The 17,597-nt window shown below is 69.0% G+C and carries 18 protein-coding genes; 6 read left to right on the forward strand and 12 right to left on the reverse strand.

The genetic code is table 11. The features are described from left to right. Positions 1-71: 71 nt before the first annotated feature. Together ABTZ59_RS18590 and ABTZ59_RS18595 are read left to right on the forward strand one after the other, a co-directional pair. Positions 72-524 (forward strand): DUF4442 domain-containing protein, encoded by a 453-nt coding sequence (locus ABTZ59_RS18590; protein WP_351400957.1) that lies wholly within the window; start codon positions 72-74, stop codon positions 522-524. Positions 525-666: 142 nt separating this feature from the next. Next, entirely contained in the window at positions 667-1,320 is a 654-nt protein-coding gene (locus ABTZ59_RS18595) for a DedA family protein (protein ID WP_351400962.1), read from the forward strand. 96 nt (positions 1,321-1,416) lie between these two features. Here ABTZ59_RS18595 and ABTZ59_RS18600 read toward each other — a convergent pair whose 3' ends face one another. Then, positions 1,417-1,962 (reverse strand): gamma carbonic anhydrase family protein, encoded by a 546-nt coding sequence (locus ABTZ59_RS18600; RefSeq protein ID WP_351400970.1) that lies wholly within the window; start codon positions 1,960-1,962, stop codon positions 1,417-1,419. A 160-nt stretch (positions 1,963-2,122) separates the two neighbouring features. Here ABTZ59_RS18600 and ABTZ59_RS18605 point away from each other — a divergent pair, with 160 nt between their 5' ends. Further along, the gene (locus ABTZ59_RS18605) at positions 2,123-3,349 is read left to right on the forward strand and encodes a cytochrome P450 (RefSeq protein WP_351400992.1); all 1,227 of its coding nucleotides are present in this window, start codon (positions 2,123-2,125) and stop codon (positions 3,347-3,349) included. A gap of 72 nt (positions 3,350-3,421) precedes the next feature. On the opposite strand, the gene ABTZ59_RS18610 is transcribed toward ABTZ59_RS18605, so the two are convergent. The 5 genes from ABTZ59_RS18610 to ABTZ59_RS18630 form a co-directional block, all read right to left on the reverse strand. After that, positions 3,422-4,702 (reverse strand): cytochrome P450, encoded by a 1,281-nt coding sequence (locus ABTZ59_RS18610; RefSeq protein ID WP_351401023.1) that lies wholly within the window; start codon positions 4,700-4,702, stop codon positions 3,422-3,424. Beyond that, positions 4,699-5,313, reverse strand: coding sequence for a GTP-binding protein (locus tag ABTZ59_RS18615; RefSeq protein ID WP_351401031.1), 615 nt, complete (start codon positions 5,311-5,313; stop codon positions 4,699-4,701). Before ABTZ59_RS18615 ends, ABTZ59_RS18610 begins: the two co-directional genes overlap by 4 nt. Continuing rightward, complete coding sequence (locus ABTZ59_RS18620; RefSeq protein WP_351401038.1) at positions 5,294-5,653, reverse strand: DUF742 domain-containing protein; 360 nt, start codon at positions 5,651-5,653, stop codon at positions 5,294-5,296. Before ABTZ59_RS18620 ends, ABTZ59_RS18615 begins: the two co-directional genes overlap by 20 nt. Then, positions 5,650-6,069, reverse strand: coding sequence for a roadblock/LC7 domain-containing protein (locus ABTZ59_RS18625; protein ID WP_351401052.1), 420 nt, complete (start codon positions 6,067-6,069; stop codon positions 5,650-5,652). The genes ABTZ59_RS18620 and ABTZ59_RS18625 overlap by 4 nt, the downstream gene beginning before the upstream one ends. Before the next feature lie 118 nt (positions 6,070-6,187). Further along, positions 6,188-8,017: an ATP-binding protein gene (locus tag ABTZ59_RS18630; RefSeq protein ID WP_351401067.1), complete on the reverse strand. Its 1,830-nt coding sequence runs from the start codon at positions 8,015-8,017 to the stop codon at positions 6,188-6,190. A 607-nt stretch (positions 8,018-8,624) separates the two neighbouring features. Here ABTZ59_RS18630 and ABTZ59_RS18635 point away from each other — a divergent pair. Continuing rightward, on the forward strand, positions 8,625-9,197 hold the full coding sequence (locus tag ABTZ59_RS18635) for a helix-turn-helix domain-containing protein (protein WP_351401088.1): 573 nt from the start codon (positions 8,625-8,627) through the stop codon (positions 9,195-9,197). Between the two features lie 74 nt (positions 9,198-9,271). After that, complete coding sequence (locus ABTZ59_RS18640; RefSeq protein ID WP_351401097.1) at positions 9,272-9,919, forward strand: SMI1/KNR4 family protein; 648 nt, start codon at positions 9,272-9,274, stop codon at positions 9,917-9,919. Between the two features lie 194 nt (positions 9,920-10,113). Here the strand turns inward: ABTZ59_RS18640 and ABTZ59_RS18645 are convergent, their stop codons facing one another. After that, complete coding sequence (locus ABTZ59_RS18645) at positions 10,114-11,217, reverse strand: helix-turn-helix domain-containing protein (RefSeq protein WP_351401108.1); 1,104 nt, start codon at positions 11,215-11,217, stop codon at positions 10,114-10,116. Positions 11,218-11,770: 553 nt separating this feature from the next. Here ABTZ59_RS18645 and ABTZ59_RS37400 point away from each other — a divergent pair. Next, entirely contained in the window at positions 11,771-12,238 is a 468-nt protein-coding gene (locus tag ABTZ59_RS37400) for a DUF7848 domain-containing protein (RefSeq protein WP_503003095.1), read from the forward strand. Positions 12,239-12,504: 266 nt separating this feature from the next. Here the strand turns inward: ABTZ59_RS37400 and ABTZ59_RS18650 are convergent, their stop codons facing one another. From ABTZ59_RS18650 to ABTZ59_RS18670, 5 genes are all read right to left on the reverse strand, one after another. Next, on the reverse strand, positions 12,505-12,912 hold the full coding sequence (locus tag ABTZ59_RS18650) for a CoA-binding protein (RefSeq protein WP_351401118.1): 408 nt from the start codon (positions 12,910-12,912) through the stop codon (positions 12,505-12,507). A 91-nt stretch (positions 12,913-13,003) separates the two neighbouring features. Beyond that, positions 13,004-13,615 carry a response regulator transcription factor gene (locus tag ABTZ59_RS18655; RefSeq protein WP_351401136.1) on the reverse strand — a complete coding sequence of 204 codons (612 nt, stop codon included), beginning with the start codon at positions 13,613-13,615 and terminating at the stop codon, positions 13,004-13,006. A 73-nt stretch (positions 13,616-13,688) separates the two neighbouring features. Continuing rightward, complete coding sequence (locus tag ABTZ59_RS18660; RefSeq protein ID WP_351401153.1) at positions 13,689-14,927, reverse strand: sensor histidine kinase; 1,239 nt, start codon at positions 14,925-14,927, stop codon at positions 13,689-13,691. A 148-nt stretch (positions 14,928-15,075) separates the two neighbouring features. After that, positions 15,076-17,391, reverse strand: a complete 2,316-nt coding sequence (locus ABTZ59_RS18665) for a TOMM precursor leader peptide-binding protein (protein WP_351401174.1) — start codon at positions 17,389-17,391, stop codon at positions 15,076-15,078. Beyond that, positions 17,388-17,564: a hypothetical protein gene (locus ABTZ59_RS18670; RefSeq protein ID WP_351401184.1), complete on the reverse strand. Its 177-nt coding sequence runs from the start codon at positions 17,562-17,564 to the stop codon at positions 17,388-17,390. The genes ABTZ59_RS18665 and ABTZ59_RS18670 overlap by 4 nt, the downstream gene beginning before the upstream one ends. Positions 17,565-17,597 lie beyond the last annotated feature (33 nt).

The following is a 17,597-nucleotide window of genomic DNA, read 5'->3' on the forward strand; positions in this document are numbered from 1 at the left end:
CCGGGCGGCTGCCACGTCCGCCCCGTCAGGGGATGGTGAAGCTCTGCTACTCGCAGGTAACATCGCCTGTCATGACCACAGATCAGCTGCCCGTCGGTGAGACGCTCGCCGCCACCGTTCCCATGATCAGGACCCTGGGACTGGAGTTCCTGGAGGTCACGGCGGAACGGGCCGTCCTGCGGCTGCCCGACCAGCCCGACTACCACAACCACCTCGGCGGACCGCACGCCGGAGCGATGTTCACCCTCGCCGAGTCGGCCAGCGGCGCCATCGTGCTCGCCGCCTTCGGCGACCAGCTCCAGCGCGCGGTCCCGCTCGCCGTCACGGCCGAGATCGGCTACCGGAAGCTCGCCAAGGGGATCGTCACGGCCACCGCCACGCTGGGCCGCCCCGCGGCGGACGTCGTCGCGGAGCTGGACGCCGGACAGCGGCCGGAATTCCCGGTGGCCGTCAGCCTCACGCGCGAGGACGGAGCGGTCACCGGAGAGATGACCGTCGTCTGGACCCTCCGGCCCCATTCCTGACCTCCTCCTGACCTCCGCGTTCCCGACCCGCGAGCCCTGACCTCGTCCGCGTTCCTGACCTCACCCGCCCACCAGGTAGGCTGCCCGGCGTGCGCCTGGTCAGGCGCACGCCGGGCAGCGAAACCAACGAGAGGAACCGGCGGTGCACGTCCAGGAGTGGCTGGAGACCGTTCCCGCGGTCAGCGTCTATCTCCTGGTGGGGGTGGTCATCGGGCTCGAAAGCCTCGGTATCCCGCTGCCGGGTGAGATCGTCCTCGTCAGCTCGGCGCTGCTCGCCTCCCAGCACGGCGACATCGATCCGTACATCCTGGGCGCCTGCGCCATCGCCGGGGCGATCATCGGTGACTCGATCGGCTATGCCATCGGGCGCAAGGGCGGCAGGCCGCTGCTCGCCCGGCTCGGCGGGAAGTTCCCCAAGCACTTCGGCGAGGCCCAGATCGCCATGGCGGAGCGATCGTTCCAGAAGTGGGGCATGTGGGCCGTCTTCTTCGGCCGTTTCGTCGCGCTGCTGAGGATCTTCGCCGGACCGCTCGCGGGCGTGCTGCGCATGCCGTACTGGAAGTTCCTGATCGCCAATGTGCTGGGCGGCATCCTCTGGGCGGGCGGTACGACCGCCGTCATCTACTCGGTGGGCGTGGTCGCGGAAGCCTGGCTCAAGCGCTTCTCCTGGCTCGGTCTGCTGCTCGCGGTGCTGATCGGGATCACGTCCATGCTCGTCCTGAGGAACCGCGCCAAGAAGGCCGGGGAGTCGAAGCCGCCGACGGGCGAGCCGGAACCCGTACCCGCCGCGGAGTAGGGACCGTGTGTGCCCGGGAGTCCGCTCCCGGGCGTCATCGGTCCTCGTGGCTCCCGTGCCGAGCCCTCGCCCCTCTCGCGACCGGTCCTCGTGCGATCACTCCTCGTGCGACCGGTCCTCGTGCGTCTCGCGGTGGGCCTTCGCCAGCTCCAGATAGCCCGCCGCGTTCAGCCTGATCCCCGCCCGCTCCTCCTCGGTCAGCTCGCGCTTGACCTTGGCGGGCACCCCCGCGACCAGCGAGCCCGGCGGCACCCGCATGCCCTGCGGTACGAGCGACTGCGCCGCGATCAGTGACCCCGCGCCGATGTGGGCGCCGTTGAGGACCGTCGCGCCCATGCCGATCAGCACATCGTCCTCGACCGTGCAGCCGTGCAGCACCGCGTTGTGACCGACCGAGACGCGCTCACCGACCGTGAGCGGGAAACCGGGATCGCAGTGCAGGGTGCAGTTGTCCTGGATGTTGCTGTCGGCGCCCACCGTGATCGGCCCGCAGTCGGCCCTGAGCACGGTGTGGTACCAGATGCTCGCGCCCGCCGCGACGGTGACATCGCCGACCACCACGGACGTCGGTGCGGTGAACGCGGCGGCGTCGACGCGCGGGGACTTTCCGCCCACACCGGTGATCAGTGCCCGTTCCGTCATGACGTCTCCTCCGTGCTGATCGGAGTTACACCGTAAGCGATCACTCCTGACACAGGGACCTCAGGTTGGGTGAGGAGATGACTGTATCTGATGACGGTTGATCAATAACCTTGGCTGAGTCGCCCGTTATCGATCGGGCTGGTACCGAACGAGGAGCTCCATGGCCACCGCACATCAGGTCCCCGACATCCTGTCGCCCGAGTTCGCCGAGAATCCGTATCCGGCCTACAGCGTGATGCGGGAGAGCGCGCCGCTCATCTGGCACGAGGCCACGAAGAGCTACATCATCTCGCGCTACGAGGATGTCGAACGCGTCTTCAAGGACAAGGAGTCGGAGTTCACCACCGACAACTACGACTGGCAGATCGAGCCCGTGCACGGCAAAACGATCCTCCAGCTGAGCGGCCGGGAGCACGCGGTGCGCCGGGCGCTGGTCGCCCCCGCCTTCCGCGGCAGCGATCTGCGGGACAAGTTCCAGCCGGTCATCGAACGCAACTCCGCTGAACTGATCGACGCCTTCCGGCACACCGGATCCGCCGATCTGGTCACGGACTACGCCACCCGCTTCCCCGTCAATGTCATCGCCGACATGCTGGGCCTCGACAAGGCCGACCACGCCCGGTTCCACGGCTGGTACACCGCGGTCATCGCCTTCCTGGGCAACCTCTCCGGCGACCCGGAGGTCGCGGCGGCCGGTGAGCGTACCCGCGTCGAGTTCGCCGAGTACATGCTGCCGATCATCCAGCACCGGCGCGACAACCTCGGGGACGATCTGCTCTCCACGCTCTGCGCCGCCGAGGTCGACGGCGTACGGATGAGCGACGAGGACATCAAGGCGTTCTGCAGCCTGCTGCTCGCGGCCGGCGGGGAGACCACCGACAAGGCGATCGCCAGCGTCTTCGCCAATCTGCTGCTCCACCCCGACCAGTTGGCGGCCGTACAGCGGGACCGCGCGCTGATCGACCGGGCCTTCGCGGAGACGCTCCGGTTCACCCCGCCGGTGCATATGATCATGCGGCAGACCGCCAAGGACGTCGAGGTCACCGGCGGGACCATCCCGACCGGAGCCACGGTCACCTGTCTGATCGGCGCCGCCAACCGTGACGGCTCGCGCTACCAGGAGCCCGACCGTTTCAATATCTTCCGGGACGATCTGACCACGACGACCGCGTTCTCCGCGGCGGCCGACCATCTGGCGTTCGCGCTCGGCCGGCACTTCTGCGTCGGTGCCCTGCTGGCGAAGGCGGAGGTCGAGACCGGCGTCAACCAACTGCTCGACGCCATGCCGGACATCCGTCTCGCCGACGGGTTCGACCCGTTCGAGCAGGGCGTGTTCACCCGCGGACCGCAGACGCTGCCCGTGCGTTTCACCCCGGTGAAGGGCTGACGGCATCCGCCGGGCCCGGGTTTCCGGGCCCGGCGGCCGTGCGCCGGCGGCTGACCGGCGGGCCCGTTTCCGCTACTGCACGACCGGGGTGAAGCTCACCGGCAGCGCGGTCAGCCCCCGCATCCAGATGGACGGCCGCCACGTCAGCTCGTTCGGCTCGACCGCGAGCACCACGTCCGGCAGCCGCTCAAGCAATGTCTCGACCGCGGTGCGCGCGATGACATCGGCCAGCAGCGGAGCCGGGTAGGGGCAGCGGTGCTCACCGTTGCTGAACGACAGATGCGCGGAGTTCTCCGGGCCGATATGGCCCTCCGGCCAGATCTGCGGATCGGTGTTGGCCGCGGCGAGCCCCAGCACCAGACAGTCGCCCGCCTTGATGTGCCGGCCGCCGAGCTGGGTGTCGCGCACCGCCCACCGGCCGATGAAGTTCTGCGTCGGCGTGTCCAGCCACAGCACCTCGTTCAGCGCCTGACCGACACTGAGCCGGCCGCCCGACACGTTCAGTGCGAACCGGTCGTCGGTCAGCAGCAGTCGCAGGGTGTTGCAGATCCAGTTGGCGGTCGGCTGCTGGGCGGCGGCGATGACGGTGATCAGGTCGACGACCATCTCCTCGTCCGTCAGCCCGGCCGGGTGGCTCAGCATCCGGGAGGTGAGGTCGGACCCCGGGTTGTTCCGCTTGTCCTTGACCAGCCGCTGCATCCGCTCCATCACCCGCACATAGGCGGCGACCGGGTCGTCACCCTCGGCGGCGTCCAGCGAGATCCGCAGATCGCGGACCAGATCATCGGTGTCCACGCCGTCGGCCGGCATGCCACAGAGCCGGACCACGGCCCGCATCGGCAGCGCGTGCGCGAACGCGCTCATCAGCTCGGCCTGCCCGCTGCCGGCGAAGGCGTCGATGAGCTTCTCGGCGATCTCGCGGCAGGTATGGGCCAGTTCGAACTGGTCGATGGCCTCCAGCGCCTCGGTGATCACACCGGCCCTGCGCTGGTGCTCCGGCCCCTCGGCGAACATCACCGACGGCTGGTAGCCGACGAACGGCATCAGCGGCCAGTCGGCCGGGATCGACGGCCACTGGTTCCAGCGTCGTGAGTCCCGGGCGAACAGCTCGTCATGGCTGGTGACATAGGAGGCCTCGGTATAGCCGAGCACCAGCCAGGCGGGGATGCCCCCGTCAAGGACGACGGGCGCGATCGCGCCGTGCTCCCTGCGCAGCGTGCGGTACAGCTGGGACGGGGTCTGCTGGTACTCCAGGCCGCTCAGCGCGACGGCGTCCTCCTGCGCGCCGGCGTGCGCGGGGCACCCGGGTGGCGGGACAGCCTGGTCGAGGGAGGGGTCTGCGGAGTCGGTCATGGGGTCATCTCCCGGGCCATCGCCAGTTCGTAGAGGTGGTCCACGAGCGTGATCAGTACGTTCTTGCCGGACGAGCGCACCCGCGCGTCGCAGTCGATCAGCGGGACATGATCGGGCAGCGAGAGCGCCTGCCTGATCTCCGCCAGTGAGAACGCCGAGACATCGTCGTCGAACCGGTTGACCGCGACCACGAACGGGGTCTTGTGGTGCTCCAGCCGGTCGATCGCGTACCAGGACTCGCTCATCCGCCGGGTGTCGACCAGTACGACCGCGCCCAGTGTGCCCGAGAAGAGCCGGTCCCAGAGGAACCAGAATCTCTCCTGCCCGGGCGCCCCGAACAGATAGAGCACCATACGGTCGTTGAGACTGATCCGCCCGAAGTCGAAGGCCACGGTCGTGGTGGTCTTGGTGGTCAGCCCGGCCGTCTCGTCGACACCGATCCCGGCCTGTGTCATGACCTCTTCGGTGTTCAGCGGCCGGATCTCGCTCACCGACCGTACGAGGGTGGTCTTGCCCACCCCGAATCCGCCCACGATGACGATCTTGAGACCGGTCTCGGCGGCGTCGGCCAGTGGGGTACGGGCCGGCAGCTCAGAGGTTACGGAGTCCAAGGAGCACCTCCTTCAGAAGGGCGGAATCGGGCAGCTCCGCAGAGCGCGCCGCACGCGGATGCCGGGCGGTGATCCGGCCCGTCGCGAGGAGATCACCGAGGAGGATCCGCACCACCGTCACGGGCAGTCGCAGCTCCGCGGAGATCTCGACGACCGCTGTGGGATGACGGCACAGTTCCAGAATCCGGACATGCTCCGACTGCATCCCCGGCGTCGGTTCGCACTCGCTGACGATCAGGGTGACCAGATCGAACGAGTCGTCGTCGACCCGGCTGCGGCCACCGGTGACGGTGTACAGCCGGTCGGGATCCCCGGTGTCGACGGGCCGGCGGGGGGTCATGACGGAGAACTCTCCTGGACCGACGCACGCGGCTCGGCCCGCAAATGCTCACCGATCTGCTCGACCAGCTCGGTCATCTGATGGCCCACCACACCCGGATCGGCGCCGTCCTCGGCCACGACCGCGAGATGCGCTCCGTCACCGGCCTCGACGATGAACAGCAGTCCGCCGTGGAATTCGGTCATCGAGTGGCGTACGCCGCCGGTGCCGTTGCCGAACTCCACCGAGGCGCCCTGGGCCAGCGCCTGGATACCGGAACAGATGGCCGCCAGCTGATCGGCCTGGTCGAGGGTGAGGTGACGGCTCCAGCAGAGCTTCAGCCCGTCACGGGAGAGCACCAGGGCGTGCCGGGTGCCGGGGGTGCGTTCCAACAGGCTCTCAAGGAGCCAGGTCAGGCTGTTGTCAGTGGTCTGCATGGTGTGCGTGGAACGGGTGGTACCGGGCTGACCGGTCACCCGCCCGTGCCTCCAATCTCGCGTTCCGGGTGGGGAAGGGCGCCAAGACCCCGGGCGCCGTACGGGGAGAGGGCGGCCCTTACTCGGCCGGGGTCCCGGACGTACCGTCAGGTTCCTTCGTACCGCCGGTTCCGGGCGCGTTCTGGGCGCCGTCGGTGCCCGACGGGCCCTTCGAGGGGCGACGCGCGCGATGGAAGGCGCCGAACTGCGAGCCCGCGTCGCGGCCCGGCCGGGCGCCGTCGCTCTCCGACTCCGGCCGCGGCCGGCCTCGGTCGGCGGCGGCCATGGTGCGGCCGGGCGGGCGGACCGGCAGACCGTTGGGTGTCGCCACGCGGGGGCCGTCCCCGGGAGAGGACGGGGAGGGCGGGACGGACGGGTTGGAGGGCGCGGATGGGGAGGCCGGGGAGGGCGGTACGGGGGAGACCGACGGCGCGGACGAGTGGGGCGGGGCCGATGGGGCCGACGTGGCCGCCGTGCCTCGCGGGGCCGAGGTGACCGGCGGGTCGGCGGCGATCGTCGCCTCCGGGGCCGGGCGCCGCAGGAACTGCTCCGGTGCCATACCGCGCTGCTGGGCCATGAGCTGCGGCGGGAGGAGCACCACGACGCCCGTACCGCCGCGGGACGAGGGCCGGTAGTTGACACTGATGTGGTACTTGGCGGCCAGCCTGCCGACCACGGCGAGCCCGAGCCGGGTGCCCTGGAGCATCGCCAGGTCGGTGACCCGGCCGGAGACGGACTCCTCGGCGCGGCGCATGGCGGCGGCGGCCATCTTCAGACCGCTGTCCTCGATGGTCACCACGATTCCGGCGGTGCGCTCCTCGACATAGACATGGACCTCGTCGATCGGCGGGGAGAAGTTCGCCGCGTTGTCCATGAGTTCGGCGAGGAGGTGCATCACGGGCTCGGCGGCGAACCCGGCGATCGCGGCGCTGCTCGAACAGTGCAGCCTGACCCGCTGGTACGCGGCGATCCGGCCCACCGCGCCGCGCAGGATGCTCTCCATGGCGATCGGCTTGTTCCAGGCGCGGCTCGGGCGCCCGCCCATCAGCAGGGCCAACCGGTCGGTGAGCAGCCCGAGTTGCGAGGTGTTGTGGTCGAGCTTGAGGAGATCCCCGAAGACCTCTTCGCCGTATCGGTCCTGCATCTCGCGCAGATCGGCGAGCATGCTCACGGCCTTCGCCTGGACCCGGCTCAGCGCCTTGGCGCTGGCCGCCTGCGCCGCCGCGGCCCGTCGCTCGCTGGTGGCGAAGTTCCTGACCACGGTGTCCAGCAGGACCCGCAGCCGTGGATCGGAGGGCGGCTCGATGGTGCCGAGTACGGTGTCCGCGGAGCCGCCGGAGCGCAGTCCGCCGAGCGCGTCGGGCAGTGTCTTGGCGGTGAGCAGATCCAACTCGTCGGCGGACCGGGTCAGTTGGGCGACGGCCCGCTCGCTCTCGGCGGTCGCGTCGGCGGCGCGCCGGGCGGAGTCGGCGATCTCGGTCGTGAACATCTCCAGCAGACGCCGCAGTTGGGGATCGGACGGCGCCGGGGTGGACTCCAGGGTCTCCTCGGCGCCCGCGCCGTCCCGGACTCTCTTGACCGCCGCGGGCAGGGCGACGTTCAGCAAATGCGCCGAGTCCGCGCCGAGTTGGGTCACCCGTGACTGCGTCGCCCGTGTCTCGTTCTCGGCGGTGACCGTGGAGCGCCGGCGGCTGCGCAGCAGCAGTGCGGCGGTGACGGTCGTGGCCGCCAGACACACCCAGGCGACGGCGACGGTGGCGGCCACCCAGCTTCGGGCCGCCACGGGCGCCGTCGCGGCCACGGCGCCTCCCGCCGCGGCGGACACCACCAGCAGGGCCAGGGGTACGGCGAGCGGCAGAGTCCGTGCCCTGCGTATGCGGCGCGGGCGGGGGGCGACAGGCACTGACATTCCGCGGTCCCTCGGGTGCTTGAGTGCGGGGGATTAAGACCGGCCGACCCGCGCGCTTCGGCCGCACAGGCGGGATCTGACACCGATGGGGACGGTGATCTTCCGCACTACATGTGGCGCTCATGCTAACCACGCCGCGCGCTCGCGGAACACACAGATCGCCCGGAGCCCACTCAACGGAGGAGTTCGTCCCGAAGTCACCCACCGGCCAGGGTGGGCATGGTAAATAGAACGAATCGCTGAAGCCTCTGTCATATGCGCGAACATCGCGTCTGCCATGCCCGAAGCTGGTGTGCCGATGTCCGTTCGGCGCTTCGGAAGCCTGCCGGGGGCCCGTTAAGAGTCGATGTGGTCAACTGTTTTCAGCCAACCGTACGGTCGTACTGACCGCTCCGAGCCCCAGGGGAAGCGCTCGGGAGACCACACCTTAGGGGTGAGCCTCACCGTACGTCGTGCCGGGGTCACCGGACGTCCCGCAGAACCGTTTCCACCAGCGCGAGCGATACGCGGTCATACGGGACCTCGCAGTACAGTGCGGTGAACAAGGGGGTGCACCACGCCATAGTGCAGTCCTTTGAACTACCTCATTGAGCATATTGGACGGAATGTGTCGGACCTCGATCAGCTCACACAGTCGCTCGCCCGCAATCTCAAACGCTGGCGCGGTGAACGTGGCTTCACCCTCGACGCACTGGCGGCCAGGGCGGGAGTCAGCCGTGGAATGATCATCCAGATCGAGCAGGCCCGTACCAATCCCAGCGTCGGCACCACCGTCAAGCTCGCCGACGCGCTCGGTGTCTCGATCACCACCCTCCTCGACTACGAGCAGGGCCCGCAGGTCAGGATCGTTCCGGCGGAGCAGGCCGTCCGCATGTGGTCCACGCCCGCGGGCAGCCACACAACGCTGCTCGTCGGCACCGAGGCCCGCGGACCACTCGAACTGTGGCGGTGGGTCCTGCTGCCGGGGGAGGCCAGCTCGTCCGACCCGCATCCGCCGGGCACCACCGAACTGCTCCATGTGACCGCCGGGGAACTGACGCTCGTCGTCGACGGCGAACCGCACACCGTACCCGGGGGCGCCTCGGCGGCCTTCGAGGCGAGCGTGCCGCACGCCTACCGCAACGAAGGCGCCGAGACCGTCGAAATGATCATGTCCGTGTCGATCCCGCCCGCGCGCTGAGACGGCCGGTCCGTGGTGACGCCCGCCCGGATGGAGTCCCGGGGCACGGGTACGGCTTCTTGTAGCGTGGCCGAATGCCTGTTCAATCACATGATGAAGCCGAGCGGCTCGCGGCGGCCTGGCAGGCCCTGACCACCTGGCTCGCCCAGCACGCGCCCACCTCATACGCCTCCCTCCTGCCGCCCGCGACGGAGGAAGAGATCGCCACCGCCGACTCCCAGTTGATGCGGCACGTCGGGTACGGACTGCCCGCGGAGCTGGCCGCACTGTGGCGGCTGTGCGGTGGCGTGGAGCACCAGTACATCGAGGAGAACGAGGAAGCGGGTGAGGTCGGCTCCGGCGCTTTCCTGCCCGGCGGAGTGATCCTCCTCTCCCCCGCCGAGGCACTGGGGCCGAGGCTCCCCCAGCACGGCCAGCGCGACGGGTGGGGCGGTGTCCAGGTGGTTCCGTGGCTCACGCGGGACGAAGCCGGACCCTTGTCAGGTCACTATGCCGGCGCCGACGGTGTCGGACGCTGGTCGAACATGGACCAGCCGGTGGGGGAACCCGCGTATCCGTCGATCGCCGCGTACTTCGAAACCGTCCACCGGGCGCTGACCGAAGGGCTGGCGGATCTGATGGGCGACGATGTGCCCGGACTGGTGTGGGGCTGCCTGATCTGGGACAACCCCGAGTTCTCCGCCCTGGACGACGCGGCCGGGCACTGGACGCCGATCCACTGAGGGCGAGGGCCCTCGCCCTTCAGGAACGTCCCTTCCGACTCTGCCGGTCGGCAGGCCCTACGCCTACCCGCCCCAGCAGCAGCACCCGGAACAGCGGCGGTATCCCCAGGGAGGGCCGTACGGTCCTCCGAGGTAGGCATGACGAACCCTCGGTATCTCACGGATGAGATACTGGGGGCTTTTTGCGTCGAGGGCTATGCGCTGATCTCGTCCATCAGCATCCGCAGTGTCAACGAGTGTTTCTCGGGGGGGAGTTGGTCCAACGCTGCCTGTGCGTACGCCTTTCCACCGACCTTGTCACCCGCCCGCGCAAGCATGAGTCCGCGGTGAAGTTCCAGATGAGTAGCAAACCGAGGAAGCGTCGGAGGTAGCTCACGACGCGCCTCGTCTTGCGCCATCACGGCCCCCTTCTCGCCACCCAACCGCGCGAGCAGAAGGGAGACGAAGACGTTCATACGCCAGTGCGGAACCGCATAATCGCTCGTCTCGTCGTATGACCCCGACGCGTCGAAAATGCGGCGCCCCTGGTCAACAAGCCGAAGAGCGCTGTCCCTGTCTCCTCGGATGGCTGCTGCGTGGGCCTTCCCCATCACAGCGTTAAGCAGGCCGAGGGAGGGTTTGTCAGAGATCGCCATAGCCTGATCGGCCAGTACGTCAGCCACCCCGAGGGCTGCCCCTTCGTACCCGAGGGCGATGGCTGCTCGCCCGCGAACCCAGACCCGAGTCCGCTCGTCACCGCTCTCGTCTGCCGCTCGGGCAGCCGTGCGGTACCAGCCCACGGCCTTGGAGCCGTCAGAGCCCGGAAACGTCTTCGCGTACAGCGTCATAAGACGCGCGGCCACGGACCACAGCTGCGGTGCGTCTAGCTGCTGCTGGATGATGACCAGTTCACCAGCTACGCGACGCTGGATATCAGCAGCCCCCAGCGTCATGTACTGCGTTCCGTACGTGGCTAGTTTCTCTTCCCAGGCCTCGCCCGACGGTCCGCCGTCGAGTCGCGCAGCGAAACCCGCGGTAAGGAGATCGGAAGCGACCAAAGGCGCTATTGCGGTTCCTGCGACGTCGGTAATGAAAGAGCGTCGGTTCACGTCACCTTCAAGCGCAGCGAGAGGGGCATCCAGCACGATGGAGAGGCACCGGAGGTAGAAAGCTCCCGGCGCTGTCCTACAGCGTTCCCACCGACTGACATATTCCCGCTCTAACGCAGTACCGAAGGCGCGGTTGATCTCCGACGCAAGTCGCCCCTGGCTCCACCCACGTGCCTTACGAAGATCCCTGATCAGGTGCCCCATGGCCATAGATTCATTATGCCCCTGTGGGTGGAGTTCGAAGGCGAACTGGCTGGTTGACGGACCCAACTTGCCCCTAGAGATGCCCCTACTCCGCCCCCGGGTGTAACGACAGCCTTGTACCGAGCAAGCGTCCCGGCGTCGCGCGCACGACCCGGGACCGGCCGACGCGGCGAGGAGCGACGACATGGAGAGCAGTAGCCAGCAAAGAGCCGGCACGGGACTTGAGTTGACGGGGCCTGTTCTGACACGCGCGCGGCTCATAGAGGGCAGCGTCTTGCGCGCCTACAGCGCCTTCATCACCCACGCGTCGGAGTGCGGCCCCTGTAAGGCCCTCGGTGTGGACTGTGACGAGGCCGCAAGGCTCCGGAAGTCCTGGCGACAGGCCAAGGAGCGGGCGACTACATGATGTGGATGCGGATCTACCGGGCCGACAGCACTACCGGGGAACGGTCCGTCCTCAAGCCTCTTCGATCGGTGAAGCCGACGGAGAAGCCTGATGAGACATCACGGTTCCCCAAGTGCGAATGCCCCCTTCACCGGGAGGACGGAGTGGGTAGCGATGACGAATAACTCAGTCATCCTCCGGTCCGTCCGCTGGCTTCTGAGGTCGGATCCCGAACGCGGAGCGACGCACCGGATCGTCTACGACGCTCAGTGCGAGACGTGCGAGGAGTCTGCGGAAACGTCGATCGGATCCCGGGTTGGCCCGGAGGTCTGGGCCCTGACGCATACCGGTCGTCATCCGAGCCACCGAACGTTCGTGGCCACGCAGCGAACCGTATGGCTTGCCACACCCGCGAAGGGGCGCGTCGATGAGATGGGCGACGTGGAGGTACTGATCGAGCGGACGCGTACCGACGCGGGACCGAAATCCCAACGTCAGCAGCGTGCGGACTGGAACCACCGAGTGAGGGACTGGGCAAATCTGCATGGATTCTTCGTCAGTGCCGGCGGAAGTATCCCGCGCATGATCGTGGCCCACTACCTATCCGTTCACCCCGACGACCCTCCGCCGGAGGTGGGGTGAGGTGGACTGGCACAGGGATCGGTACACGACGATCGCCCGATGCTGCGCGGGCGTGTGGCTGCTGATCGTGGCACTTGTCGCGATGGTCCTGGCCACCGCCGCGTGGCTGGTCCGGGTCTGACAAGCAGAACTCCGCACTCCCCGCCCCGTGGGAGTGCGGACAAGCGCAGAGCCGGAGCATGTCAGGGCCGTCGGCTCTGCCCTGCGAAGAAGCCCCTCGTTTCCTCATGGGAGCGGGGGGCCTTTGCATTGCTCGGACCCTGGGATCAGTCGAGCAGCGGGATCTCGATCGCCGGGCACCGGTCCATGACCATGTCGAGACCAGCCGCCCGGGTGCGGTCGTAGGCCTCTTCGTCGATCACGCCGAGCTGGAACCAGACCGCCTTCGCCCCGATCGCCTTCGCCTCGTCCGCGACCGCGCCCGCCACCTCGCTGTTGACGAAGACGTCCACGACATCGACCGGGAAGGGGATGTCGGCCAGCGAGGCGTAGCCCTGCTCACCGTGGACCGGCTCGGCCTTGGGATGGACCGGCACGACGCGCTTGCCGTAGCGCTGGAGCACCGCCGCGACGCCGTAGGCCGCGCGGGACCGGTTGTTGGACAGTCCCACCACGGCCCAGGTGTCGCCGCTCTGCGTCAGGATCTTGCGGATGGTCTCTGTGTCTGCGTACATGCCTCGAACAACGGTCTGCCACGCCCGCTCATTCCGCGCGGCGAGCGTGCGGCCGGGCGTCGCCGGGCAGGCGGGGCTTCGAAGGCACTCCCTAGAGCAGCCAGTCCGCCTCCTGCGCGATCCTGATCGCGTCCACCCGGTTCCGGGCGTTGAGCTTGGCCACGATCGTCGTCAGATAGTTTCGTACGGTGCCCGGTGACAGATGCAGCTCCCGGGCGATCTCCTGGGCCTCCGACCCCTCCGCCGCCCTCCGCAGCACCTCCGTCTCCCGCTCGGTCAGCGGCGACTCGGCGCCGTCCCACGCCGAGAGCGCGAGCTGCGCGTCGATCACCCGGTGGCCGGCGACCACCCGCCGTACCGCCGTGGCGAGTTCCTGGGGCGGCGCGTCCTTGAGCAGATAGCCGGAGACATGCGCCGACAGCGCACGCCGGAGCGTTCCCGGCCGGCCCAGGCTGGTGAGGATCAGCGTCCGGCACTCGGGCAGCGACTCCCGCAGCCGGGCGGCCGCCGTCAGCCCGTCGATCCCCGGCAGATCGATATCGATGATCGCGACATCGGGGCGGTGCTCCAGAGCGGCCGGCAGGATGAGGTCGCCGCGCTCCAGCTCACAGACGACCTTGAGGTCGCTCTCCAGGTTCAGCAGAGCCACCAGCGCTCCACGGACCATGTTCATGTCTTCGGCCAGCAGAATGCGGATGGCCATGAATGAGGTCTCCTCCTCTGATCCGACAGGGCACCCGGCGCCCAAGCCTCCGGTCCGACAGGCCGGACAGGACCTACGCCGCGGAGTCCTGAGCGTAGATGTCGTCGTCCACATCGGGCACTTCTCTGATCAGATGGGCGGGCGCCTCGGCCATCAGCTGGAAGGTCCCGTCCGCGCCGCGAGCGATGGAGAGCCGACCCGACACGGCACGCAGCCGCGTCTCCAGATTCCCCAGACCGCTGCCGCTGTGCGGCGAGGAGTCGCGGTACGCCGGATCGACACCGTCGTTGGACACGGACAGCCGCACCAGCTCGCCTTCCTGAATGGCCTCGATGTCGCAGACACAGGCGCGTGAGTGCCGCAGCAGATTGGTGATCGCCTCGCGCAGCACCGCGGCGAGTACGGTGTCGACCGGCTGACTGATCTTCCCGAGCCGGACCGTGGCCCGCACCTTCACGTCCGCTGCGGTGAGCAGGGACTGCGCCGAGCCGAGCTCCTGTTCCAGCGAGAGCCCGCGCAGCCCGCTGGCGACCGTACGCACATCGGCGAGCGACTGACGTGAGATCGCCAGGACTTCGCTGATCTCGTCCATCGCGCGCCGAGGATGCGTCGGCACCAGCCGGTGGATCAGCTCGCTCTTCAGCGTGATCGCGGAGAGGCTGTAGCCGAGCAGATCGTGCAAGTCCCGTGCGAAGCGCAGCCGTTCCTGTGTGACCGCCATACGGGTCAGCTCGACGCGGGTGTCATGCAGCGCCCGGACCAGCTCGGCCATCCTGGAGAGCCCGTACACGACGAGGCCGGTCAGCAGGGTCGACTGGCACAGATAGAAGGCCTCGCGCAGGGGAAGACGTTCCACGATCGGGGGGATGAGCATGCTGATCCCCACCGCTCCATAGGCGAACCAGGCGCGTCGGCCGGGCAGGAGCAGCAGCAGCGACCCCGCGAGAAATCCGGCCATCGCCCCCCACTGGGAGTGAAAGGCCGCGATCGGCAGATAGGTGAGCAGCGCCTGTGTGCCGAGTGTCACCCACTTCTGCCAGGTGGGGGCACGGCGGGCCGTGGCGCTGGAATGTCTCAGTTGCAGCAGGAAGATGAGCACCATCCCGACGAGGGACGCGGTCAGGGCGAAGGTGCTGTGATCCACTCCTACGAGATTGACGACGGTGACGCTCAGATAGCCGAGAAGGGCGATCGTCAGGATGACGCGGGCCAGCTGAGGAGCCGGCAGGTCCGGTGGAGCCGTGGGGCCGCGCGTCGCCCCGTCCTTCTCCCCAGGCCGGACATTCTCTGTGCATCCGTCGCGACTTCGCATGATCGTGTGTCTTCGCAGCCTTCCCTGTCGAACCTCCTTGCTACGTGAAGAGCGTAAGTGATCGACGTGAAGGATGTGCCGAGATCGGTCGGTGCCGGGACGAGATCGCCGCTCTGTTACGCGGACTTTACGCGTCCGCTCGTGGGAGTCAGACGAAAAGTGGTATGGGGTTCAGCCGGTCGTAAGGGGTGGGCTCGGCGCATCTCCCCAGCTCCACGGGTGTGTTGTAGAGCCGGCCCGGCGCGAAGCGCGGCCAGAAGGGCCGCAGGCCCGGCACGATCACCTTCACCACGGGGAGTCCCAGATCGGGTCGGCTCTGGTCGAGTACGAGCAGTTCCATGCCGTGCGATCGCGTCAACTCCGTGATGGTGGTGACGTCTTCCAGTAAATCCCCGGTCGGGGTGTAGGGCCAGTCGTGGGGTCCACGGGCGGGCGCGTCCCGATCCGCCCGCAGGTAGGGGCGGTTGGTGGCCGTGGAGTGTTGCCACCAGTCCAGCGGTTCGGGATCGGTGACGCGGTATCCGCCGCCCTCGGGTGTCACCTCGCCGACCAGGGGCAGCAGTTGACCCATCTCCGTCAGGGCCCTGCGCAGCGCCAGCCGCGGGTCGAAGTGCGCGCCGAAGCCGAAGACGATGTCCTCGGCCGGCTTGTCCGTACGCCGGGACAGGGCCGCGATCACCGGGATTCCGAAGTCCGAGGTGAGGTCCAGGGCCCACACCTCGCGGCACACCGTACGGTAGCCCTCGCGCAGCCGCTCGATGTACGGCTCCCCGAAGGCGCCGAGATCGACACCGGGCTGCCGGGTCCGGTTGTACCACCACAGCGCCACCGCGTCCCGCTCCACCAGCTCCAGGAACCCCTGGATCAGGGCGTCTTCGGGGCTGCTGCCGGCCGCGTTGCCGTTGGAGTCGGCCGACAGGCCGTCGCGTGCCTCCTCCTCGCCGAAGTACAGCATGGACGTGGGCAGCAGTCGCTGGGTCCGCCCGGTCAGCGACCACACGGGGGTCCAGTCGGTGGGACGGCGCGTGTCGAACGGTGGTGGTACGTGGTGCAGCCGCGAGCCGCCCGCGTTCCACCGCTCCCTGTCCCGGAGCTGCCGGTCGTCGAACAACTGGCAGGAGTTGGGGTGGATCGCCGCTTCGCCCAGCGCCTGGAGGGAGTCATGGATCACCGGTTCGTCACCCTGCCGGGTTCCGCTGTAGCGCTCCACCGCCTCACCCAGCGCGCTCGTCCGGGCCTCCTCGTCCGTGAGCCCCTTTCCGCCGCTGAGGGTGCGCAGTCCGGCCCGCAGCCCCGCCAGGGTCCCGCCGCGCATGGCCAGATTCCGGCCGGAGAGAAAGGCGCTGACGAACTCCGGGCTTCCCGGGGCGCGCCGGATCTCCTTGATGATTCCGGTGACGGGATCCACCAGAGATCCGTAGCGCTCCCACATCTGACGTGGCGTCAGCGCCCGGTGGCCATTGAGGTCATGGACGGCCTTGGGCCGCGACACCGGTACGAACGGGCCGCCCACCCGCCGGGCGACCAGGCCCGCATCCCCGCAGACCGCGCACTGCGGCAGCCGGGCCACGGGATGCGCCGTGGTGCGCAGCCCCAGTGTGTCCAGCGTGTTCACGGAATCGTGGGAGGAGGACCGTACCCCCGCCAGCCACTTGGCGGCCTCCAGCACGGCGAGCTGTACGGTGATGGCCCTGCCCGCCGCCAGTGTGGCGTGCGGTCGCCGCGGCGGTCCGTCCAGGCCCAGTGCGCGCTGTAGGGGGCGCTCGGAGTGGCGGTGACCGCGCAGCCGGGTCGCCAGACAGTGCCAGCACGGACCTTCGCCGGGGCGGAACAGCGGTCCGATCCAGGGGGTCGCGGAGCCCAGGGCCACCAGCAGCCAGGGCGTCCCCGCCGCGCGGTGCGCGGCGTCGACCTCGCGCAGCCGCGGGGAGAGATAGTCGTCGCACAGGACGAGCGAGAGATCCGCCTCGGTGTCCGGCGGCGCGAGCGTCAGCCCCGAGGCGCGGCACGCGGCGCCGACCTCGGCCAGGTCGACATCCGTCAGGGCCACCGGGCGTACCGACGTCCGGGCGAGCCTGTCCAGCGCGTGTACGCCGTCCAGTCCGGCCAGATCCCAGTAGGCCTCGGCCGCCGGATCGGGGCAGGGGGGTGCGGTCGGGCTCTCCGGTGCGGCCGGCCGCAGCCGCAGCAGTCCCGCCGCGTCGAGGGCCCGCAGCGAGGCGGCGGCCTCTTCGGCGGTCAGCGCGGGCGCCGCGTCGCGCAGCACCCCGGCTGGACTGCGGGTGCCGTCGAGCAGGGGTACCAGCACCTCGCTGTGGTCCCCGTACAGCGCGGTGACTCCGCGCTGGGACACCAGATAGGCCGCCTCTCCCGGGACGACCGTGGCGCGCAGATGGCTCTTGAAGCCGAGTCGCGCCCCGTCACCGGTGGACGGCCACCGGCCGTTCCCCCCTGCCTGGGTCATGCCTGGTGCGGCTCGTGCCCGTTGAACGCGGGGGCGACGGGAGAGGCGTTGATGCAGATGCTCAGCAGTGCGACGCCCTCTTCGGGCGTCGAGTCGAGGTCCTCGATGACGAGATGACGCCCGCCGGCCGCCGGCCCGTCCGCCCCGAGGAGGGAGGTGATGGCGTTGCTCATGACGATCGTTCCCCTTTCATGCTGTCAGTTGTC

Origin of the sequence: Streptomyces sp. NPDC094034 (assembly GCF_040303865.1) — a bacterium.
GTDB lineage: Bacteria > Actinomycetota > Actinomycetes > Streptomycetales > Streptomycetaceae > Streptomyces.